General features: G+C 72.9%; 21 protein-coding genes and 1 pseudogene. 11 read left to right on the forward strand and 11 right to left on the reverse strand.

Annotation, left to right across the window (positions count from 1 at the left end):
* Positions 1-4 precede the first annotated feature (4 nt).
* The 5 genes from R2D22_RS01720 to R2D22_RS01740 all read right to left on the reverse strand — a co-directional run bounded on the left by R2D22_RS01720 (position 5) and on the right by R2D22_RS01740 (position 5,824).
* Entirely contained in the window at positions 5-409 is a 405-nt protein-coding gene (locus R2D22_RS01720; RefSeq protein WP_411976959.1) for a helix-turn-helix domain-containing protein, read from the reverse strand.
* A gap of 62 nt (positions 410-471) precedes the next feature.
* Positions 472-2,553, reverse strand: coding sequence for a SpoIIE family protein phosphatase (locus R2D22_RS01725; protein ID WP_318100469.1), 2,082 nt, complete (start codon positions 2,551-2,553; stop codon positions 472-474).
* 136 nt (positions 2,554-2,689) lie between these two features.
* On the reverse strand, positions 2,690-3,070 hold the full coding sequence (locus tag R2D22_RS01730) for a hypothetical protein (protein WP_318100470.1): 381 nt from the start codon (positions 3,068-3,070) through the stop codon (positions 2,690-2,692).
* 295 nt (positions 3,071-3,365) lie between these two features.
* The gene (locus R2D22_RS01735; protein WP_318100473.1) at positions 3,366-4,703 is read right to left on the reverse strand and encodes a uracil-xanthine permease family protein; all 1,338 of its coding nucleotides are present in this window, start codon (positions 4,701-4,703) and stop codon (positions 3,366-3,368) included.
* A complete protein-coding gene (locus R2D22_RS01740) occupies positions 4,700-5,824 on the reverse strand; it encodes an aryl-sulfate sulfotransferase (RefSeq protein WP_318100476.1) in 1,125 nt (374 codons plus the stop codon). Before R2D22_RS01740 ends, R2D22_RS01735 begins: the two co-directional genes overlap by 4 nt.
* 192 nt (positions 5,825-6,016) lie before the next feature.
* Between R2D22_RS01740 and R2D22_RS01745 the strand changes: the two genes are divergently transcribed.
* The gene (locus R2D22_RS01745) at positions 6,017-6,571 is read left to right on the forward strand and encodes a helix-turn-helix domain-containing protein (protein WP_318109545.1); all 555 of its coding nucleotides are present in this window, start codon (positions 6,017-6,019) and stop codon (positions 6,569-6,571) included.
* Positions 6,572-6,624: 53 nt separating this feature from the next.
* Positions 6,625-7,248 carry a LysE family translocator gene (locus R2D22_RS01750; RefSeq protein ID WP_318100479.1) on the forward strand — a complete coding sequence of 208 codons (624 nt, stop codon included), beginning with the start codon at positions 6,625-6,627 and terminating at the stop codon, positions 7,246-7,248.
* A 61-nt stretch (positions 7,249-7,309) separates the two neighbouring features.
* Here the strand turns inward: R2D22_RS01750 and R2D22_RS01755 are convergent, their stop codons facing one another.
* From R2D22_RS01755 to R2D22_RS01770, 4 genes are read right to left on the reverse strand one after another with little or no spacing between them, the layout of a single operon-like run.
* Positions 7,310-8,449, reverse strand: a complete 1,140-nt coding sequence (locus tag R2D22_RS01755; RefSeq protein ID WP_318100482.1) for an NAD(P)/FAD-dependent oxidoreductase — start codon at positions 8,447-8,449, stop codon at positions 7,310-7,312.
* Between the two features lie 46 nt (positions 8,450-8,495).
* The gene (locus tag R2D22_RS01760; RefSeq protein WP_318100485.1) at positions 8,496-8,681 is read right to left on the reverse strand and encodes a rubredoxin; all 186 of its coding nucleotides are present in this window, start codon (positions 8,679-8,681) and stop codon (positions 8,496-8,498) included.
* Positions 8,678-8,848: a rubredoxin gene (locus R2D22_RS01765; protein WP_318100487.1), complete on the reverse strand. Its 171-nt coding sequence runs from the start codon at positions 8,846-8,848 to the stop codon at positions 8,678-8,680. Before R2D22_RS01765 ends, R2D22_RS01760 begins: the two co-directional genes overlap by 4 nt.
* On the reverse strand, positions 8,845-10,026 hold the full coding sequence (locus R2D22_RS01770) for an alkane 1-monooxygenase (protein ID WP_318100489.1): 1,182 nt from the start codon (positions 10,024-10,026) through the stop codon (positions 8,845-8,847). Before R2D22_RS01770 ends, R2D22_RS01765 begins: the two co-directional genes overlap by 4 nt.
* Before the next feature lie 115 nt (positions 10,027-10,141).
* Between R2D22_RS01770 and R2D22_RS01775 the strand changes: the two genes are divergently transcribed.
* The 6 genes and pseudogenes from R2D22_RS01775 to R2D22_RS01800 all read left to right on the forward strand — a co-directional run bounded on the left by R2D22_RS01775 (position 10,142) and on the right by R2D22_RS01800 (position 16,687).
* Positions 10,142-10,762, forward strand: coding sequence for a TetR/AcrR family transcriptional regulator (locus R2D22_RS01775; protein ID WP_318100492.1), 621 nt, complete (start codon positions 10,142-10,144; stop codon positions 10,760-10,762).
* 142 nt (positions 10,763-10,904) lie between these two features.
* A complete protein-coding gene (locus tag R2D22_RS01780) occupies positions 10,905-12,044 on the forward strand; it encodes a hypothetical protein (protein ID WP_318100494.1) in 1,140 nt (379 codons plus the stop codon).
* A gap of 102 nt (positions 12,045-12,146) precedes the next feature.
* A pseudogene (locus R2D22_RS01785) lies at positions 12,147-14,454 on the forward strand (xanthine dehydrogenase family protein molybdopterin-binding subunit).
* A 10-nt stretch (positions 14,455-14,464) separates the two neighbouring features.
* Complete coding sequence (locus tag R2D22_RS01790; RefSeq protein WP_318100495.1) at positions 14,465-14,941, forward strand: (2Fe-2S)-binding protein; 477 nt, start codon at positions 14,465-14,467, stop codon at positions 14,939-14,941.
* Between the two features lie 92 nt (positions 14,942-15,033).
* A complete protein-coding gene (locus R2D22_RS01795) occupies positions 15,034-16,149 on the forward strand; it encodes a sulfite oxidase (protein ID WP_318100498.1) in 1,116 nt (371 codons plus the stop codon).
* 88 nt (positions 16,150-16,237) lie between these two features.
* Positions 16,238-16,687, forward strand: a complete 450-nt coding sequence (locus tag R2D22_RS01800) for an SRPBCC family protein (RefSeq protein WP_318100501.1) — start codon at positions 16,238-16,240, stop codon at positions 16,685-16,687.
* A gap of 22 nt (positions 16,688-16,709) precedes the next feature.
* On the opposite strand, the gene R2D22_RS01805 is transcribed toward R2D22_RS01800, so the two are convergent.
* Both R2D22_RS01805 and R2D22_RS01810 read right to left on the reverse strand, forming a co-directional pair.
* Positions 16,710-17,333: an isochorismatase family protein gene (locus R2D22_RS01805; protein ID WP_318100504.1), complete on the reverse strand. Its 624-nt coding sequence runs from the start codon at positions 17,331-17,333 to the stop codon at positions 16,710-16,712.
* A gap of 107 nt (positions 17,334-17,440) precedes the next feature.
* The gene (locus R2D22_RS01810) at positions 17,441-18,433 is read right to left on the reverse strand and encodes a GlxA family transcriptional regulator (RefSeq protein WP_318100506.1); all 993 of its coding nucleotides are present in this window, start codon (positions 18,431-18,433) and stop codon (positions 17,441-17,443) included.
* Positions 18,434-18,751: 318 nt separating this feature from the next.
* On the opposite strand from R2D22_RS01810, the gene R2D22_RS01815 reads away from it, so the two are divergent.
* The 3 genes from R2D22_RS01815 to R2D22_RS01825 all read left to right on the forward strand — a co-directional run bounded on the left by R2D22_RS01815 (position 18,752) and on the right by R2D22_RS01825 (position 20,832).
* On the forward strand, positions 18,752-19,480 hold the full coding sequence (locus tag R2D22_RS01815) for a class I SAM-dependent methyltransferase (RefSeq protein ID WP_318100508.1): 729 nt from the start codon (positions 18,752-18,754) through the stop codon (positions 19,478-19,480).
* A 70-nt stretch (positions 19,481-19,550) separates the two neighbouring features.
* Positions 19,551-19,853, forward strand: coding sequence for a hypothetical protein (locus tag R2D22_RS01820; RefSeq protein ID WP_318100511.1), 303 nt, complete (start codon positions 19,551-19,553; stop codon positions 19,851-19,853).
* A 70-nt stretch (positions 19,854-19,923) separates the two neighbouring features.
* Positions 19,924-20,832 carry a glycoside hydrolase family 26 protein gene (locus R2D22_RS01825; RefSeq protein WP_318100513.1) on the forward strand — a complete coding sequence of 303 codons (909 nt, stop codon included), beginning with the start codon at positions 19,924-19,926 and terminating at the stop codon, positions 20,830-20,832.
* Position 20,833: the final 1 nt, after the last annotated feature.

Here is a 20,833-nt window from a genome sequence, read left to right on the forward strand (position 1 = left end):
CGCGTCAGGCCGCCAGGCGCACCTCGCCCTGCCGCGGTGCGGAGACGGACCGACGGGTCGGCAGGGTGGCCACGCCGGTGAGCCGGACGATCTCCTCCTGGGCCAGGGTCAGCACGTCGGCGAGGCCGAGGCCGAGCCCGCGGGCCGCCGCCGCGAGCAGTTCCGAGGAGGCCTCCTTGCGGCCGCGCTCGATCTCCGAGAGGTACGGCATCGAGATCCGCGCCGCATCGGCGACGTCCTGGAGCGTGCGCCCCTGGGCCCGCCGTTCCCGGCGCAGGACGTTCCCTACGACGTCCCGCCACAGGGGCTCTTCGGCTCGCTGCTTCCGTCCGGCCGGGCGGAGGGGCAGCACGCGGGCCGTCCGCTCCGCGGCGTCGTGGTGTTCCTGGTCGCGCTCTGGGGTGCTCACCGCTCCACCCTAGGAGCCGGGCCGCCCGCCGGTCCCGCCGGAACGTTCAGCCCGGGGCGAAATCAAGGGAGTTGGGAGCGGAGGGGACCACCCGGCGTGCGGGCCAGCAGCACCGCCACGTCGTCCTGCGCCGGGTGCGGCAGCAGCCGGGCGAGGATCGCGTCGCAGACCTCGCTCAGCGGCCGGCCGCGCCCGTGCAGTGCCTGCGCGAGTTCGGCGAGGCCCTGGTCGAGATCGCGGTCGCGGGCCTCGATCAGTCCGTCGGTGTACAGCGCGAACAGGCTCCCGGGCGGCAGCGGCACCTCCTCGGTGCCGAAGTCCCGTTCTCCGGTGCCGAGCGGCGTGCCGGGCGGCCCGTCGAGGAATGTGATGCGCCCGCCGGGAGTGACCACGGCAGGCGGCGGGTGACCCGCGCGGGCGACCACGCAGCTGCCGGTGGCGGGGTCGTGGACGGCGTACACGCAGGTCGCCATCTCGTCCTCGCCCAGTTCGGCGACGACGTCGTCGAGGGAGCGCAGCATCGCCACGGGAGGGATGTCGTGCCGGGCGAGGGTGCGGACGGCGGTGCGCAGTTGCCCCATGACGGCGGCCGCGTGGATGCCGTGCCCCATGACGTCGCCGATGACGAGTCCCGTCCGGCCCTTGGGCAGCGAGATGACGTCGAACCAGTCGCCGCCGACGTCGTGTTCGCTGGCCGGCAGGTAGCGGCCGGTGAGTTCGAGGCCGGTGTCCTCGGGCAGGGCGCTGTTGATGAGGCTGCGCTGCAGGGTGAGCGCGGCCTCCCGCTGGGTGGTGTACATCCGGGCGTTGTCGATGTTGAGCGCGGCGCGGGCGACGACCTCGTCGATCAGGACGCAGTCCTGCTCGTCGAACGGGGCGCGGCTGCGCAGCCGCGTCACGGTGACGGTGCCGAGGACCGTGCCGCGGGCGACGAGCGGGACCATCCGGGCGCAGCTGAGCTGGGTCATCAGGTAGCTGCGCAGCGGGGCCGCCCTCGGGTCCTGGATGAGGGCGGGGACGTCGGCCTCGCTCAGGTCGAGGGGGCGGCCCTGGTTGAGGACGGTCTCGTACATCGAGTCCAGCGGGATCTGGAAGGTCTGGCCGGGGGCGAGCAGGGCGGTGGGGGCGTTCGGGTCGGGGAATCGGACGGCCAGGCGGCGCAGGACCCCGCGGGTGGAGGCGCCGCTCTCGTCGGGTTCCAGGACCGATTCGAGCAGCTGCACGTCGGCGGAGTCGGCGAGCCTCGGCACGAGCACCTGCACGACCTCCTCGGCGGTCTGCCGCAGGTCCAGGGTGGTGCCGATCCGCGCGCCGGCCTCGGCGAGCAGGGCGACGTGCCGCCGGGCCCGCTCCGCCTCGACGCGGTCCCGTTCGGCGACGGTGATGTCGATGATGGAGGCGATCAGGCCGAGTGGACGGCCGGCGCCGTCGAGCAGCGGGGCGTACGAGTTGGACCAGGTGTGGTCGTGGTCGGGGTCGGCGGCGGTCCGGCCGGTGCGGCGGGCGTCGACGACGGCCATGCCGCGGGCCAGCGCCTGCCGCATGAGGGATTCCAGGGCCGTGGCGTTGACGTCGGGCACGACCTCGGTGAGGCGGCGGCCGACGTGTTCCGCGGCGGACAGGCCGTTCATCCGGGCGAGGGCGTCGTTGACCCGTACGAAGCGCAGGTCGAGGCCGAGCGTGGCGAGGCCGATGGGCGACTGGGTGAACAGGCTCTCAAGTGCCGCCAGGGAGTCCCGCATGCGCAGGACCTCTGACGTCTCGACGGCGATCAGCATCGCGCCGGCCCTGCCCTCCGGGTCGGCGGCGGGGACGATCCAGGTCTCCATCGTGACGTGGTGGCCGTCGCGGTGCAGGACCGGAAGGGTGCCGACGACGGTCTCCCCGGCCTGGACGCGGCGGGTGAGCTGGTCGGCGAGCGCCTGGTTGTTCTCGGGGACGAGCATCTCGGAGGCGGGCCGGCCGAGCACTTCGTCGGGGCGGTGTCCGAGCAGGTCCTGGGCGGCGAGGGACCACTCCACGACGCGCCCTTCGGCGTCCTCGCGCCACAGCGCGATCGGGAGCAGTTCGTTCAGCACGCCCGCGTAGCCGACAGCCGCCGGCGGCTGCTGCCGGACATCGCTGGATGACTGGTGAGTGTCCAACGCACCGACCTAACCCCTGAGGGCCCATTCCTCTCGATTCACCCTAGCCGAGACCGCGTGCGCGGGCTCCCGGACCGACCCTTCCTGCGGCCACCGGGGGATGGACGGCCCGGGGGCGCGGGTGCCGCGGGCGACGTCACCAGATGATGAGGGCGGCGCCGATCCGCTCGGCGCGCCGGGCGGCGTCCTCGATGTTGGCAAGACGCGCGGAGATGGCGTTCATGAGCTGCTCGTACGTCCAGTTCGGGTCGTCGCGGGCCGCCACGTGCGGGATGTTCTCGCGGAGCAGGGCGCATTCGCGGCGGAACTCGGCGATCTCGCCGGGCGGGACCCTGAGGTCGTTGTCGGCGAGCACCGGGAAGTAGCGGGCCCCCAGGGCGCGCACGGCGTCGGAGCCCCAGACGAAGGTGCGCCAGCGCTCGAATCCGGCAAGGTCCGAGGAGCCTTCCGGGGTGTCGAGGAGTTCCTCGATCGATCCGTCCGGACGGGGGATGTACACGTCGACGCAGAGACTCATGGCGTGAGCAGATCACGGCGCGAGGAACGGACTCCACCGCATTTCGCGCCCGGGTCCCTGGGGCCCCGGGCGCGCTCGCACAAGACAGTCCCCGGCAGTCCTCGTCGGTTCCGAGGGTCGCCGACCGTCGTCGGCGGCTCCTTCGTCGACAGGGTCTGCCGGGGGCCTGGCCAGAGCCTGGATCAGGGTCACGCGGGCCTTCGGACGTCTCCGTCGGCGGGTGCGGCTCTCTCCGGTTGTCCGGTGTATTGACCAGTTTCCGCCGATTTCAGAGCGAGTCAATACCTTTGCCGGATTAATCCGAACGAACTGGCGGCGGCTCGTCGGAAGGCACGGAGAAACGCGCGAAGAGCGGCGTGAGAAGGACCGCGGTCAGAGTTCCGGCGACCACAGCACTGCCGAGGACGGTACGGGCCCAGCCGGGGAAGCCGTCGTACAGTCCGGGCACGAGGAGCGGCAGCAGCCCTGCCGCCAGGGCCAGAGCCGCGGCCATCGGGCCGCCGCTCGCCGCTGACAGGTCGGCGCGGCGGAGCATCTCGACGCCCATGACCGCGATGACCGCGTACACGACGAGTGAGGAGCCGCCGACCACCGCCTCCGGGATGCCGGCCAGGGCCCGGGAGACGGGTGTGGTCAGCCCGGCGACGACGAGCAGCGCACCGGCCGCGGCGGTGACGAACCGGCTGCGTACCCCGGTGAGCCGGCCAATCCCGACGTTCTCGGCGCTGGTGACCATCAGCGAGGTGCCGAACAGCCCGCCCATCAGTGAGACCAGCGCGTCGGCGCGGGCGACCCGGGGGACGTCACGTCCGGGGTCGGGCGTGCGGCCGACGGTCTCGCTGTTCATGACCGTCTGGCCGGTTATCTCGGCCAGTGTCGTGAGGCTGAAGATCAGCAGCGGCAGCGCCGCGAGCAGGTCGAACCGCGGGGCCCCGTACGGGAGGAGGGCGGGCAGCGCGAACCCGCTTCCGGCGGCCGGGGTGAACTCCCCGATGCCGGTCACGACGGCGAGCAGCGTGCCCGCCGCCATGCCGGTGAGGACGGCGGTCTGCCGCCAGACCCCGCGGAGCAGCAGGTACGCGGCCACGGTCGCGAGGACGGTGAGCGCGGCCAGCAGCACGGCGCTCGGTTCGCCGGTGCCGTCCGGGCCGGTGACGAGCCGGGCGGCGACGCGGATCATCGCGATGCCGATGAGGAGCACGGTGACGCCCATGACCAGCGGGGGGAAGAGCCGGACGATCCGCGCGTACAGCGGGAGGACGGCGAGCAGCAGGGCCGCGGCCAGAAGTACGGACCCGGCGGCGGTGGGGGTGCCGTGCTCCTGGGCGATCTGCAGGAACAGCGCGGTGGCCGCGCCGCCGGGGAGCATGACGAACGGCAGCCGGGCGCCGATCTTCCACACCCCGAGCGACTGGAGCAGCGCGCCCGCTCCGCACAGGACGAGCACGGCGCTGAGCAGCGACGCGGTGGCGCCGGGCGACAGCCGGAGCGCGCCCGAGGTGAGGAAGACGGTGGAGACCGGCGCGGCGATCATCGCGAGGACGTGCTGGGCGGCCAGCGGGACGAGCCGGCGGACCGGGACGCGGGCGTCGACGGGCGCCACGGACGGCGTGGTGGCGGGAGTCGTGGTCACGATCCGGCCCCCAGCCACGGGAGTTCGGCGGCCGCGTAGCGGTAGGACCGGAAGACTGCGTTCGGTTCGGAGGGGAACAGCCCGCGGACCTCGGACTCGCGGTACGCGCCGAAGTGGGGGACGACGTACTCCCAGCACAGGTAGCCCTCGGCGGTCACCTCGAAGAGCCGGCCGGACGGGGAGTCGGTGACCAGGGTGTTGCCGTTGGGGAGCCGCTGGGCGGAGCCCATGAACGGGGCGAAGAAGAACTCGCGGGCCGGGTCGTGGTACTCCCACACCACCGCGCCGCTCGCCCGGTCGATCTCGACGACGCGGGAGTGGGGGACGTCGTGGTGCGGCCGGAAGACGCCGTTGTCGAAGACGAGCAGGTTGCCGTCGTCGAGTTCGGTCGGCGCGTGCTGCTGGGAGACGGTGCCGGGCGCGCTCCGCCACAGGATCTCGCCGGTGGCGCGGCTGATCACGACGACGGCGGAGACGCTGCGCAGGCTGGCCAGGATGTTGCCGTCGCGCAGCGGGGTGACGCTGTTGATCAGGGGCCAGTGCTCGCGGGCGTACGCCTCGTGCAGCGGGTACTCCGCCCGGTCGAGGTGGTCGGCGGCGCGCCAGGACCAGAGCAGGCTGCCGTCGGGGGCGACTTCGCGGATGGTGTCGGCCCAGACGGTGCCGTCGGCGGCCTCGGAACCCGGGACTCCGCCGCGGACGGCCTCGGCGTCGGCGCCGCGCAGGGGTTCGACGGCGGTGTAGAGGACGCGGCCGTCGTTGAGGTGGTGGGCGTCGTGGTGCTGGAGCGGATCGCGGTGTTCGCGCAGCACGGTGCCGTCGGGCCCGGCCTGGAGCATGACGCCGCCGCGGTACTTGTGCCACATCGGGAAGAGGGCGTCCTCGCCGGGCAGGACACCGTTGTAGGCGAGGGTCCCGTCGCCGAGGATCCGGGCGTGGCGGCCGGGGCGGTACGGGAAGGTCCACTGGTGCGCGGTCCGGCCGTGCAGGTCGACGAGGTACACCTCGCCGGAGCCGGTGAGGGGGGCGTAGAGGGTGTAGCCGGGGTAGGCGGCGTCCTCGTCGAGGGCGATGAGGCCGGTGGGGCGTCGGCGGCGGGAGTTCTGGTCGATCGAGGGCATGGCGGGGCTCGCCTCCAAGGCGTCAAAGTTTCTTTGATGAGAGCAACAGGCTTTGAACCTAGAGGCGTCGTGTGACGGGCGTGTGTCGGCTGTGCGAAACCGTCCACGGAGACCGGACGCGGAGCGGCGTAGGGTGCCGGGAGCTGGGAGGATCACCTGGTGGGCAGGCCGGACGGGGAGGGACGGGACGCCATGGAGGCATCGGAGACGCCGCGCGTGGGGGCGGCCGTGCGCCGCCGCCGGCGCGCGCTGGACCTCACGCTCGCGGACATCGCGGCACGCAGCGGGCTGTCCTCGCCCTTTCTGAGCCAGATCGAGAACGACCGGGCCCGGCCCAGCATGCGCTCGCTGCAGCGGATCGCCGACGCCCTCGACACGACGGCCGTGCAGCTCCTTGCGGCGTCGGACGAGACGCGCACGGTCGACCTGGTGCGGGCGGGCGACGACAGCGGGCTGCGGCGCGGCGCCCGGGTCCGCCCGGTGGTGCGCGGCCGGCATCAGCTGCACGCGCTGGAGTTCACCGGCGAGCAGCAGGCGGACCGTGAATTCCGGCACCGCAACGACGAGTTGATGTACGTGGCGGACGGTGCGGTCGAGGTGGAGGCGGAGGGCCGGGTCCACCGGCTCGGCCGCGGGGACACGCTGCTGCTGTCCGGCGGGGTGCGCCATCGGTGGCGCACCACCGAGCCGGGCTCGCGGGTCCTGGTGGTGGCGGTCGGCGACCACGTCGAGGTGCTCGGCGACTGACCGGGCCCGAAGGGGGTGGACGCGCCGAACGGGAACGGCCGACGATGTGGCCCATGTGGAGCACTCTGATCGCCTTCCTCGGCGCCTGCACGCTGATCGCGGCCTCGCCGGGCCCCAGCACCATGCTGATCATCCGCCAGTCCCTGCACAGCAGGCGGCACGGCTTCCTGACCGTGCTCGGCAACGAGACGGGCGTGTTCGTCTGGGGCGTCGTCGCGGCGTGCGGGCTGACCGCACTGCTCGCGGCCTCGGAGCTCGCGTACGACGTGTTGCGTATCGTCGGCGCGGTGACGCTGGTCTGCTTCGGCGCGAAGGCGCTGTGGGACGCGCGGCGCGGACGGCAGGCCACGGACGAGGCGTCGGAGCAGGTCGCTCCGTACCGCTCCGGCTGGTCGTCCTACCGTGCCGGCCTGCTGCTGAACCTCGCGAACCCCAAGGCCGCGGTGTTCGCGATGTCCTTCCTCCCGCAGTTCGTGCCGTCCGGGGTGCCGCATCTGCCCGCGATGGTCGCCCTGGCGGCCGTCTGGGCGGTGTACGAGGTCGGCTACTACGGGCTGTACGTGTGGTTCATCGGCCGGATGCGGGCTCTGATCTCCCGGGCGAACGTGCGCCGGCGCCTGGAGCAGGTCTCGGGCGGGGTGCTGGTGCTGCTCGGCGTGCGGATGGCCGTGGAGTGAGGCGCGGCGCGGGCGGGGGAAGGGCCTGCCCGCTCCCCCGCCACGCCGGTGGCCACGCGCCTCAGCCCCGCTCCCGCTCCTGTCGCAGCCGACGGAACTCGGCCGGGCGGTTGGCGCAGATCACCCCGGTCGTGCGGCCCTCGTGACGGGTACGGACCGTGAAGTCCAGGGCGTCGAGGTCCCCGTCCACCTCCAGCGTGTCCCCGGCCCGCGGCACGCCGGCGATCTGCAGGTTGTGGCCGAACTGGTGGGTCCAGAACCAGGGTTCCGGCGCGTACGGGGTCGGCGTGCCGAGCATGCTGCGGGCGACGGCCGCGCCGTGGTCCTGGGCGTTGGTCCAGTGCTCGACCCGGCAGGTGCCGCCGTCGCGTCCGCCGGGACGGCGGGCCACGTCGCCGGCCGCGTACACGCCCCGCGCCGAGGTCTCGCCGTACGCGTCGACCAGGATGCCGTCGTCGACCTTGAGGCCCGCCCGTTCCGCGAGGGCGGTGTCGGGAGCCATGCCGACGGCGACGAGGACGGTCCTGGCGGTGAGCAGGGTGCCGTTCCCGTCGGTGGCCGTCCACACGTCCCCGAGCCGCTCGAGGCTCTCCAGACGTGTCCCGGTGTGCAGGTCGACGCCCCGCTCCCGGTGCAGGGCGGTGACCGCGTCGGCGACGGCCGGCGGCAGGACCCGGCCCAGCGGCCGTTCCTCGGTCTCCGTCACGGTGACCTCGCAGCCGAGCCCCCGGGCCGCGGCGGCGACTTCGAGGCCGATGAGCCCGGCACCGACGACCAGGACGGAGTCTCCGTCGATGAGGTCGGCGCGCAGCGCGCGGGCGTCGGCGAGGGTCCGCAGGTGGTGCAGTCCGGGCCGCTCCTGGACGCCCGGCAGCCGCCGGGGGCGGCCTCCGGTGGCGAGGAGCAGCCGGTCGTACGGCAGTACGGATCCGTCGTCGAGGACGAGCATCCGGTCCGCCGGGTGGAGGTCGGTGACGGTCGTTCCGGTGCGCAGCTCGATGTCCTGCTCCGCCCAGGCGCCGGCGGGTCGAAGCAGGGTCCGGGCCGGGGCCTGCGCCCCGGTGAGGACCTCTTTGGACAGCGGGGGCCGGCGGTACGGGAGTTCGGGTTCCTCGCCGATGAGGACGAGCGCCCCGGCGTACCCTTCGGCGCGCAGCGTGAGCGCGGCCGTGGCGCCGGCGACGCCCGCGCCGACGATCACGATGGGGCATCCCCTGCTCGAGCGCAGCCGCGAGCTCGGGGAAGGCTCAGGCATGGGTGATCTCGGTCATCTCGAAGTCGGCCTTGGCGGCGCCGCAGTCGGGGCAGGACCAGTCGTCGGGGATGTCCTCCCAGCGCGTTCCCGGCGGGAAGCCCTCCTCGGGCCAGCCTTCGGCCTCGTCGTAGACGAAGCCGCACACCAGGCACTGCCACTGCTTCGCGGGCGGGGTCACTCGTTCTCCTCGGGTTCGAAATCGATCTTCTCGCGGACGCCGCAGTCGGGGCAGCACCAGTCGTCGGGCACCTCGGCCCAGGGCGTTCCGGCCGGGAAGCCCTCGTGCGGGTGGCCGTGCCGCTCGTCGTAGACGTAGTCGCAGCCGGGGCACCGGTACCGGCTCATGCGGCGGCTCCGTACCGGGCGAGGATGCGGGCGCGCTTCGAGGGCTGGATGTTGGCGCGCGTGACGTCGCCCTCGTAGTGGGCGACGACGCGGTGGTCCATGACGCGGCGCCAGATCGGCGGGAAGTACGCGAGGACGATCATCCCGGCGTAGCCGGTGGGCATCTCCGGGGCGTCGTCGAAGTGGCGCAGGGACTGGTAGCGGCGTGTGGGGTTGGCATGGTGGTCGCTGTGCCGCTGGAGGTGGTAGAGGAAGACGTTCGAGGCGACGTTGTCGCTGTTCCAGCTGTGCCGCGGGGCGCAGCGTTCGTAGCGGCCGCTCGCGGTGCGCTCCCGCCGCAGGCCGTAGTGCTCGGTGTAGTTGATGACCTCGAGCAGGCAGAAGCCGAAGACGGCCTGGAAGGCGAGGTAGGGCAGGATGCCGGGGCCGAAGGCGAGCGCGAGGGCGGCGAAGAGGGCCACGGACATCGCCCAGGCGGTGAGGATGTCGTTGTGCGGGCCCCAGAGGGACTTGCCCGCGCGGCCGAGCCGGGTCTTCTCCAGGTGCCAGGCGGAGGTGAGGCTGCCGGCGACGGTACGGGGCAGGAAGCGCCAGAAGCTCTCGCCGAGCCGGGCGCTGGCGGGGTCCTCGGGGGTGGCGACGCGGACGTGGTGGCCGCGGTTGTGCTCGATGTAGAAGTGCCCGTAGAAGGTCTGGGCGAGTGCGATGCGGGACAGCCAGCGCTCCGCGGACTCCTTCTTGTGGCCCAGCTCGTGGGCGGTGTTGATGGCGATGCCGGAGACGCCGCCGAGCGTGACGGCGAGGCCGATCTTGCCGGTCAGGGAGAGGCCGCCCTCGGCCAGCAGCCAGCAGCCGAGCACGAGGCCGGCGTACTGGAGCGGGAGGTAGGCGAAGATGCACCAGCGGTAGTACCGGTCCTGTTCGAGCTGGGCGAGCGCGCTCTCCGGCGGGTTGACGGAGTCCTTGCCGATGAGCTGGTCGACCACGGGGAAGATCACGTACAGCACGACGACACCGATCCACCAGAACACCCCGAGGCCGGTGGCCGCCACGAGACCCCAGGCGATGAAGGGGAAGGCCGGGATCACGAGACCGAGCAGCCAGAGATAGCGCTTGGGGTCGCGCCAGGTCAGGGGGGTGACGGGTGGTTCCACGGGTGGTTCGCTGTGCAGGGCCATCTCGGCTCCTCGCCATCGAGTGGACACTTTGCTTGCGTACTGTCCAGTAGTTAGACAGTGGCAGCAGGGTCCGTCAATACTCTGGACAGTCACCGATGGATAAAGTGGGGACACCATGACACGCTTTCGCGAAAGTGTTCGGTCCCTGCTGCGCGAGCAGGTACTCGACGCCGCCTACCACCTCGTCGCCGCGGACGGCTGGAGCGTGCTCCGCATGGCCGGCATCGCCCGCGCGGCCGGCATCAGCCGACAGACCCTCTACAACGAGTTCGGCTCGAAAGAGGCGATCGGCAAGGCCCTCGTCCAACGGGAGCTGGAGGGCTTCCTGGTGGGCATCCAGCGGGAGCTCGACGCGCACCGCGGCGAACTGGAGGCGGCGGCCGCCGCGGGCGTCGGCTACACGCTCCAGCAGGCGGTCGACAACCCTCTGATCAAGGCGATCATGCTCTCGGCGCGGGGCGGCGAGGACGACCTGCTCACGTACCTCACGACGCGCTCCCAGCCGGTCTTCGACACCGCGATGGCCATGCTCGACGCGTACGCGGTCGACGCCTGGCCCGACGTCGACGAGGAGTCGCGCGGCCTCGCGGTGGAGACGATCGTGCGCCTCACGGTCAGTCACATCGTGCAGCCCGCCGCTTCCCCGGAGGAGTCCGCCCGCCGCATCGCCCGGATCACGACACGCGTCGCGTACCCGGAAGGCCGCGGCGACCGGCCGGGTCATCCGATCGGTTGACGTCGGCGTCCCCCGTACGTCTCCCCCACTCCCGCCGCACTGCCGACCGTCCGGCCCCGGACCGGCACCCAGGATGGACGGCAGAGGAGCGGGGACCGGGGGACCTCCCTTCCGGCGACCGCCCCGGAAGGAGAGCGAGTCCATGAACGCGTCCGCACGCACCGCGCGCGTACTCCTGCCCACCGTCGCCGCCGCCCTGCTGCTCGGCGCCTGCGCCCGGTCCGGCGGCGCGGCCGAGTCGCCGGCCGGCGCGCCCACGAAGCCGGCCGCGTCCCCCGCGCCGACCACGAAGGTCACCGGCCGCACCCCGGCCGGCACCCTGCTCGTCGCCGACTTCGGCGCGGACACGGTGAGCTTCGTCGACCCGGCGAAGGGCGCGTTCGACTCCGTGCGCGTCGGCACCGCCCCGTACGGCCTCGTCGTCGGCGAGGACGGCCGCGCCTGGGTCGCCACCGCCGAGGGCGTCGCCGTCGTCGACACCGTCGCCCGCAAGCGGATCGCCCTCGTCCCGTACGAGACCGAGACGGGCCGGGCGACCACCGGCGAGTACCGCGGCGGCGGCATGGGCATCGCACTCTCGCCCGACGGCAGGCAGGTGTACGTCGGCGTCAACGTGCCCGGCGGCAACGGCGTCCTGGAGATCGTGGACACCGCGAAACTCGAGGTGCCGGAGACCGTCCCGGTCGGCCGCCGCCCCTTCGACGTGGACGTCTCGCGCGACGGCTCCGAGGTGTACGCGACGAACCACGACTCCTTCGACGTCACCGTCGTCCCCACCCGCTCCCCCGGCGACACCCGCCGGATCGAGGTCGCCCCGTACGGCACCGAGGGCGGCCTCGGCTCCTGGCTGAAGCCGCACTACACGGCCGTGCGGCCGTCCGACGGCAAGCTGCTGCTGCCCTTCGAGGGCGAACGCCTCGCCGTCGTCGACCCGAGGACGGGGCGGACACAGATCGAGCGGATGACGGCCGACACCCACCAGCACGGCGCGGCGCTCGCCCCCGACGGCTCGCTCCTCGTGGTCGGCACAGGCCCGATCGACCCGTCCGAGGACAAGGGCGCCTCGCTCACCGTGCGCGCCCCCGACGGCAAGGAACGGGTGTACGAGCTGGACGGGCCGCACGAGGACGTCGCGGTCTCGGCCGACGGCCGCACCGCCTACGTGACCGGCGGTTTCACCCGCGACGGCTACTGGGACGGGATCACCGTCGTCGACCTCGACAGCGGCGACACCCGCCGCCTCGCCGCCGGCGAACGACCCCTGGGGATAGCCGTCTTGTAGACGTCCCGTGAAGAACCTGATCAACTGCGCCGGGCACGGCATCCTGTGCCCGGCGCGACGACCGTACGCGACGGTAGCTCAGGTTCCGGGAGGACGACACCGATGGCAGACACCGCAGGGTCCGAGGGCATCGGACGGCGCAGGGTGCTCGGGTACCTGCTGGCCGCGCCGACCCTCGCCGTGGGGGTACGGCTCGGGGCCGACGCGGTCGCCCCGCAGTCCGCTCAGGCGGCGATCCCGACGCTGCCGCAGCCGGAGAACCTCTTCGACCTGGGGGACATGCAGAACCTCGCGGCGGCACCGACGTCCGGGTCTGATCACGGTGCGGGTGCACGAGGACGGCACGGTGTCGTTCGAGGTGCCGCGCGCCGAGGTCGGCCAGGGCATGACGACCGCCGTGGCCATGATGATCGCCGAGGAGATGGACCTGCCGCTGGAGCGGGTCCGGGTCACCTCCGCCGACGCCCGCCCCGAGCTGCTGATGAACCAGCTGACCGGCGGATCGAACTCGATGCGGAGCCTGTACCTGCCGGTGCGCACCGCCGCCGCCGTCGCCCGGCAGCGGCTCGTCGCGACGGCCGCCGCGCAGTGGGACGTTCCGGCGGCCCGGCTGACGACGAAGGACGGCGTGGTCGCGGACGGCACGGCGCGCAGCGCCACGTACGGTTCGCTCGCGGCAGCGGCGGCGGGCACCGCGACCACCGCGCTCACCGCCCGCCTGAAGGACCCCTCGGAGTTCCGGATCATCGGCACCCCGCAGGGCCGCGTGGACGCCCGCGACATCGTCACCGGCCGCAAGAAGTACGGCATGGACCTGCGGGTGCCCGGCGCGAAGCCGGCCATGGTGCGCCGGCCGCCGACCATCAACGGGACCGTCGTGGGGGTGCACAACGCCGACGCGGTCCGGGCCATGCCCGGCGTCACCGACGTCGCCACGATCAGGCACGGCGTCGCGGTGCGCGCGGAGACCTTCGGGCAGTGCATCGACGCCCTGCGGGCCCTGGAGGTGACCTGGGGACCGGGGACGGTGGACCGCGAGTCGGACGCGACCGTCCTCGCCAAGCTGAAGGCCGCGGCGCTGCCGATGGTCGTGCCGCCGCTGCTCACCAAGAAGCTCGACGCGGAGTTCACCTTCGCGTTCGCCAGCAACAGCCCGCTGGAGCCGGACAACGCGATCGCGGACGTCCGGCCGGACCGGGCGGAGATCTGGGCGAGCCTGAAGGTGCCGATCGTCGCGCAGCGGGACATCGCCACCCGGCTCGGGCTGCCGCAGTCCGCCGTGAAGGTGCATGTCGTCGACGGCGGTGGCTCGTTCGGCCGGCATCTCTTCCACGACGTGGCCGCAGAGGCCGCCGAGATCTCGCAGAAGATGGGCAAGCCGGTCAAGCTGTCCTGGTCCCGGACGGACAACTTCCGCCAGGGCCGCACCCATCCGATGTGCATCTCGCGGGTACGGGCCACGTACGCGCTGGGCAACGTGGTCAGCTTCGAGCAACGGCACACCAGCTCCGAGACCGACTTCGGCCACGGGCTCGGCGAGATGATCACCGCGACGGCGGCGCAACTGCCGGTGGCGGGGAACCTCACCTTCGCCGAGACGATCTTCACGCTGACGCAGTCGTCGCCGTACAACTTCGGTGTCACCACGCAGCTCCTGAACGAGGTGCCGCTGAAGTTCAACACCGGCAGCATGCGCAACATCTACTCGCCGAACGTCGCCTGCGCCCGCGAACTGGTGGTGGACCAGCTGGCGCGCGAGATGGGCAAGGATCCGGTCGCGTTCCGGCGGGAGTTCCTGCGCGACGACCGGCTGCGCGCCGTCCTCGACAAGGCGGCGGAGGAGGGCGACTGGGGCCGGTCGCTGCCCGCCGGTGTGGCGCAGGGGATCGCCCTGCACACGGAGTACCGGGGCGCGGTCGCCACGCTGGTGGAGATCGACTGCCGCCCGGAGACGGTGAACCGGAAGATCCCGAACGCCGTCACCGGCCCGCGGGTCACCCGCGCCCTGATGGTCGTCGACGCCGGCTTCCCGATCAACCCGCGCGGTCTGGAGGCCCAGATGATGGGCGGCCTCAACGACGCCCTCGCGATGGCGCTGACGTCCAGCCTGCACATCAAGGACGGCATTCCGCTCGAAGGCAGCTGGGACAACTACTTCTACACGCGGCAGTGGAACACCCCGCCGGAGCTGAAGGTGATCGTCATGCCGCCCACCACCGGAACCCCTGGCGGCGCGGGCGAGCTGGGCGTGGCACCGGCCTTCGCCGCGATCGCCTGCGCGTACGCCCGGGCCACCGGCACGCTGCCGACCAGTTTCCCGATCAACCACGGCACGCTGAGCTTCACGCCGCCGCCCCTCGAACCGTCCACCCCGCAGTCCCCCACCGACGGTCTCGACCGCGCGTACTGAAGGAGTCCCCATGCCCAGCCACACCTTCAAGCTCAACGGCGAGGTCGTCACGGTCGAGGCCGAGGACGACGTCAGGCTGCTGTGGGTCCTGCGCGACCTGCTCGGCGTGACCGGCCCCAAGTACGGCTGCGGGCTCGGCGTCTGCCAGTCCTGCACCTCGCACATCAACGGCAAGGCGTTCAACCCCTGTTCGGTGCCGGTGTCGAAGATCGCCGAGGACGACGAGGTCACCACCATCGAGGGCCTGGCGGCCAGCGTCGGCAAGGACCTGCACCCCATGCAGGAGGCCTGGCTCGATCTCGACGTGGCGCAGTGCGGCTACTGCCAGCCCGGACAGATCATGACCGCCGTCGCCAAGGTCCGACAGGCCGCCGCCGAGGGCCGTGAGATCACCGACGCCGACCTCGACCAGATCCGCAACATCTGCCGGTGCGGCACGTACAACCGGATCCGCGAGGCCATCAAGGCGGGCGCGCGGCGAATGTAGGGACGCGGGAGCCTCCCCTCGGTTCGCCACCAGCCCCCGCGCCGCCCCGGGTCCGACGTGCCCGGCGGCGGGGCGCGGCGCACCATGAGGGCATGGACGGTTCTCTGGAGAGCGTCAGCGGGCCGGGGCGGGTCGCGGGGCCGGAGGAGGGCATCAGCACGCAGGAGCTGGCGCTGGCGGCCCGCAACCACGGGCTGCCGCTGGAGGGCCTGCGGTACGACGTCACGCCACCCGGCCTGCACTACGTACTGGTCCACTACGACATCCCCGCGGTGGACACGACCGGATGGCAGCTCGCGGTGGGCGGCCGGGTGCGCACCCCGCTGGCGCTGGACATGGCCGCCCTGCGGGCATACCCGGCGGTCACCCAGCGGGTGACCATGGAGTGCGCCGGCAACGGGCGGGCCCGGCTGAGCCCGCGGCCGGTCAGCCAGCCGTGGCTGGTCGAGGCCGTCGGCACGGCGGAGTGGACGGGGGTGCCGCTGCGGACGCTGCTCGCCGAGGCGGGCGTGGAGCCCGGGTCGGTGGAGGCGGTGTTCACGGGCGCGGACCACGGAGTGGAGCGCGGCGTGGAGCAGGACTACCGGCGCAGCCTGCCGCTGGCGGTGGCCACCGGGGACTGGCCGGAGGTACTGGTCGCGTACGCGATGAACGGGCAGCCGCTGCCGCCGCAGCACGGCTACCCGCTGCGGCTCGTGGTGCCGGGCTGGTACGGGATGGCCCACGTGAAGTGGCTCCGCGAGGTGACGGTCACGGACACCCCGTTCACGGGATTCCAGCAGGCCGTGGCGTACCGCTTGCGGCAGTCCGCCGACGAACCCGGGGAGCCGGTCACCCGGATCGCGCCGCGGGCGCTGATGATCCCGCCGGGGTTCCCCGACTTCATGTCCCGGGAGCGGGTCGTGCGCCCCGGATTCGTCGCCCTGGAGGGGCGCGCCTGGTCCGGGTACGCCCCGGTGGAGCGCGTCGAGGTGACCGCCGACGGGGGCGAGACCTGGACGGACGCCGACGTCGGGCGGCAGGCCCCGCATCCGTGGGCCTGGGCGAGCTGGCGGGCGCTGTGGACCGCGGAGCCGGGCCGGTACGTCCTGAGCGTGCGCGCGACGGACGCCGAGGGGCGCACGCAGCCGCTGGAACAGCCCTGGAACCGGGGTGGTTTCGCGAACAACCTCGTGCAGCACGTGCCGGTGCTGTGTGTGAGCGACTGACGGCGGACGGCGACCGTACGGGCTTCGCCCGACAGGTCCCCGCCGCCGTGGGATCATTTTGTCGTAGGAGCTACTTCAAGGGGGCGTCATGTCCCGCATCGAAGAAACCATCGACATCTCCCGCAGCCCCGAGGACGTCTTCTCGTACGTGATGGACCCCTCGCACACTCCGGAATGGCAGGAGAGCGCGGTGTCGGCCCGCAAGCTGGGCGACGAACCGCTCGGCGTCGGCTCCCAGATCGCGGTGAAGCGCCGCATCGGGGGCCGGGAAATGCCCATGACGATGGAGGTCACGGAGTACGACCCGCCACGCAGTTGGCATTTCCACGGCACCGACGGTCCGGTCCGCGGCGACGTCCGCGGCACGATCGAACCGCTCGACGACGGCAGGCGGTCCCGGCTCACCCTGTCGCTCGACTTCGAGTCCCACGGCATCGGCAAGGTGTTGGTGCCCCTCGTGGTCAAACCGCGGGTCCGCAAGGAGATTCCGCGGAACGAGGAGCACCTCAGGGACCTGATGGAAGCCGGCGCCGTGTAGCGGTCCCGGTCAGGCGCCCTGGTCAGTCGTCCAGGGCGTCCGCACCGGGGACGACGAGGCCGAAGAGGTCGGTGACGGTGGTCAGCGCGGCCGTCTGGAGAACGTCGGCCGGCAGGACCCCGCCGTCCGGGGCGGGCAGCGGCCGGGTGGCGGTGGCATCGGCGACCACGGTGGGACGGTAACCGAGGTTGAACGCGCCCTGGGCGGTGAAGACGACGCACATGTGCGTCATGAACCCGGCCAGCACGAGGTCCTTGCCACTGCCCGGCGCGGCTCCGGCGTCCTTCAGGACCTGCTCCAGTTCGGTGGCGTGGAAGCCGTTGGGGAACTGCTTCACGACGGTCGGCTCCCCGTCGACGGGCGCCACCTCGTCGCTGATCGCGCCGATGTGCGCACGGATGTCGTACGGGGTGTTCTCGCCGCCGTCGTTGACGATGTGGACGACCGGCGTGCCCGCGGCACGGGCGCGTGCCAGCAGCCGGGCGCCCGCCTTGACGGCTTCCTCGGCACCGGGCAGGGCCATGACGCCGGTGCGGTACGTGTTCTGGAAGTCGATCATGATCAGCACGGACTCGCTCAGCCGGGGCGGCCGGCTGTCCAGTCCGACGAGTTCGCGCAGGGTGGTGGACGGAACGTTCGTGGTCATGGGGAACCTTTCATCTGGGTTGGCGGGTGTCCGGGTGTCCGGTAAGAGGGCATGGCGAAGTCCTCCGCCTCGCCGCATGCCGAGGGGAAGGCGTTCGGTGCGCCGGGTCAGCCGGCCTGGGTGCGGAACCGGCGGCGGTAGGCCGCGGGGGTCGTGGCGAGCTGCCGTCTGAAGGCCCGGTGCAGGGTCTCCGCCGAGCCGAGTCCGGCGACGGCGGCGACCTGGTCGAGCGGGTCGTCCGTGGTCTCCAGGAGGCGCCGGGCCACCTCGATGCGGGCCGCCTCGACGTAGGCGGCGGGGCTGGTGCCGGTCTCCTGGCCGAAGACGCGGGCGAAGTGCCGTTCGCTGAGGCACATCCGGGCGGCCAGGGCCGCGGCGGACAGGTCCTCGTCGAGATGGTCGGCGATCCACAGCCTGAGCTCGTCGATGTCCCTGCGCGTGGCGGCGGGACGGCTGAGCGAGACGGAGAACTGGCTCTGCCCGCCCTGCCTCTTGAGGTACATCACCAGCTGGCGCGCCACCGCCAGCGCGGTCTGCTCGCCCTGGTCCTCGGCCACCAGGGCCAGCGCGAGGTCCAGGCAGGCGCTGATCCCGGCCCCGGTCCACAACCGGCCCCGGTCGGTCCTGACGAAGATCGGGTCCGGGTCGACGGTGACGTCGGGGTGCTCGGCGGCCAGCTGGGCGGCGGTCGACCAGTGGGTGGTCGCCGTCTTCCCGTCGAGCAGCCCGGCCGCTGCCAGCAAGTGCGCGCCGACGCAGACCGAGGCGACCCGCCGGGCGTGCGGGGCGGTCTCCTTCACCCAGGCGACGACGGTCTCGTCGATGCGGGCGACCGGCCCGTCGTCGGTCATGTCGACCGCGCCCGGTACGAGCAGGGTGTCCACCCGCCCGCCGACGTCGTCGAAAGCCACGTCGGTGAGCAGCCGCACCCCCGCCGAGGTACGGACCGGGCCGGCGACCGGGCCGGCAAGCCGGACCTGGTAGCCGGCGCGGCCCGCGGTCTCGCGGTTGGCCAGGGCGAAGACCTCGGCCGGGCCGGTGACGTCGAGGAGGTCGACGTCGGGGAAGACCGCGATGACGACGTGGTGCGGAAGGGGCATGACCCCATCCTCGAGGCGCGCACCGATGGCCGCAATGACGATTCCCTGTCACATCCGGACACGCCGTGCCGGCCGCCTCCCGGTGAGCGGCGCCGGTACGCGTACACGCCGAACCGGCGGCCCGGGCGCGGCCCGTGGACCGGCCGTGACGGCGCCTGGAGCCGGGCGGGGCGCTCGTTCGCCCCGAGGGTGGTGGGAGGCGTCCGGCCGCCGCCCCCGGGGCCGGCCCGTGCCCGTCCGGAGCTTTGCCGCACCGGCTCCGACCTGGGCTTTCCATGATCCGCGACGTAGTGTCGCAGGACGCGGAAAGGAGCCCGGATGCACCGGAACATACGCACCGTCGACGACGTACTGCGGCTCATGGACGACCTGTTCGCACCGGAGGCGGACCGCTGGACGGCGGACGGGGCCGGCTGGTGGGACGGCTTCTACACCGACCGGTCGAAGCCGGTGCCGTTCTTCGTCCCGAAGCCGGACGAGAACCTGGCGTCGTACCTGGAGCGCGGAATCGTCCCGCCGGGCGGCCGGGTGCTCGACCTGGGCTGTGGCCCGGGCCGCAACGCGTTGCACCTCGCGTCCCTCGGCTTCCGCGTGGACGCGGTGGACCTGTCCCCGACGGCGCTTACCTGGGCGGCGGAGCGGGCCGCAGAGACCGGGGCCGAGGTCCGTTTCGTGTGCGGCGACGCGTTCGGGGAGGCGGGCGCGGCGCTGGAGGGGCCGTACGACCTGATCCACGACTCGGGCTGCTTCCACCATCTGCCGCCGCACCGCCGGGTCAGCTACCTGGCCCTGCTCGACCGCCTCCTCGCCCCCGGCGGTCACCTGTCGCTGACCTGCTTCGCGGCGGGCGCCATGGGCTCCGAACTGCCGGACGCCGAGTTCTACCGGGCGGCCGGGCTGCAGGGCGGTCTCGCCTACACCGACGAGGAACTGCGCTGGGTCTTCGCCGACCTCACGGAGGTCGAACTGCGCCGGATGCGGGACGAATCCGACGACTCGGCCCTGTTCGGCAAGCCGTTCCTGTGGACGGCGCTGTTCCGCCGCTGAGTACCCGCGGCCGCCCCTTCTGAGTACGTCACCCCATCCCCCGGGCCGCGGGCGCTGATCGAATGAGGGCATGAACTTCGACGACCGGCGCCCGCACCCGCGCATCCAGCACGTCACCGTGGCCGGCACCGCCCTCGCCGCGGCCGTGCTCCCGCTGGTGGTGGGTGTGCTGCTCGCCAAGGCCGCCGCCACCGACCCGATGACGTCGGTCAACGCACTGATCACGAACGGGGCGCACCGGCCGCGCATCTCGCCCGCGCAGTGGCGCAGTTGCGGCCGGAACACGCTGCGCCGGGGCGTCCTGCGCCGGCCGGCCGCGTGGCGCGGGTCGGCGAGGCGCGGCACTGACGCGGCGACCGCCCGCGTGGCGTGACGGTCCGGGGGACGCCGGCCGGGTGATGCTGGCCGGGGCGGTGTCGGCCGGCCCGTTCCGGAGGTGCGCCGTGGACAGGTCCACCGCCCCGCTGCTGGGCGTGTACAAGGGGTACGGCGCCGAGGCCGTCGCCGCGGTCGAGCGACACGAGGAGCTCCTCGGCCGGCCGGTCGGTATCGGCAACGACTATCTGCCGCACGGCAGTTGGTCGGACTTCGATCCGGCGACGATGTGCGGGTACCAGCTCGACCCGTGGCGGAAGTGGCGCGACGCCCGTCCGGGTGCCGCGTTCGTCTACGGGATCCCGCCGCTGGTCGACGGCTTCGAGGGCGCGTTCGCGCGGGGCACGGCGGGCGAGTTCGACGCCGCGTACGCGCGGGCGGCGCGGGCTCTGGTGGAGTCGGGGCACGGCGACGCGATCGTCCGGCTGGGCTGGGAGCCGAACAACCGCGCCATCGGTCCCTGGCAGGCGACGGACGACCCGGGGGGCTACGCGGCGCTGTTCCGGCACGTCGTCGCCGTGTTCCGTGCGACGCCCGGCGCGTGCTTCACGTTCGAGCTGTCCAGCTCGCTCGGCGTGCGGCCGGGGCACCGGCTCGGCGCCTTCGCCGACTACTACCCGGGGGACGCGTACGTCGACTGGCTCGGCATGAACGCGTACGACCTCAAGTGGGGCGACCCGGGCGCCTCCGCCGCCGACCGTTGGTCCTGGATCCGGTCCCAGGCGATGGGCCTGGACGCCCACACGGCCTTCGTCCGCGCGCGGGGCAAGCGCAACGTGTGCTCCGAGTGGGGGCTCTACCGCGCCGGCGACGCGTTCGCCGGCGGTGGCGACAACACGTTCTTCGTGGAGCGGATGGCGGAGTACTTCTCCTGGGGCGAGGTCGCCTACCAGTCGTATTTCGACCACGACTGGGGCGGCGGCACCCTCACCGATTTCCCCGCGGGCCGGGCGACGTACCGTCGCCGCTTCGGCTGAC

The organism is Streptomyces sp. HUAS YS2, from assembly GCF_033343995.1.
GTDB lineage: Bacteria > Actinomycetota > Actinomycetes > Streptomycetales > Streptomycetaceae > Streptomyces > Streptomyces solicathayae.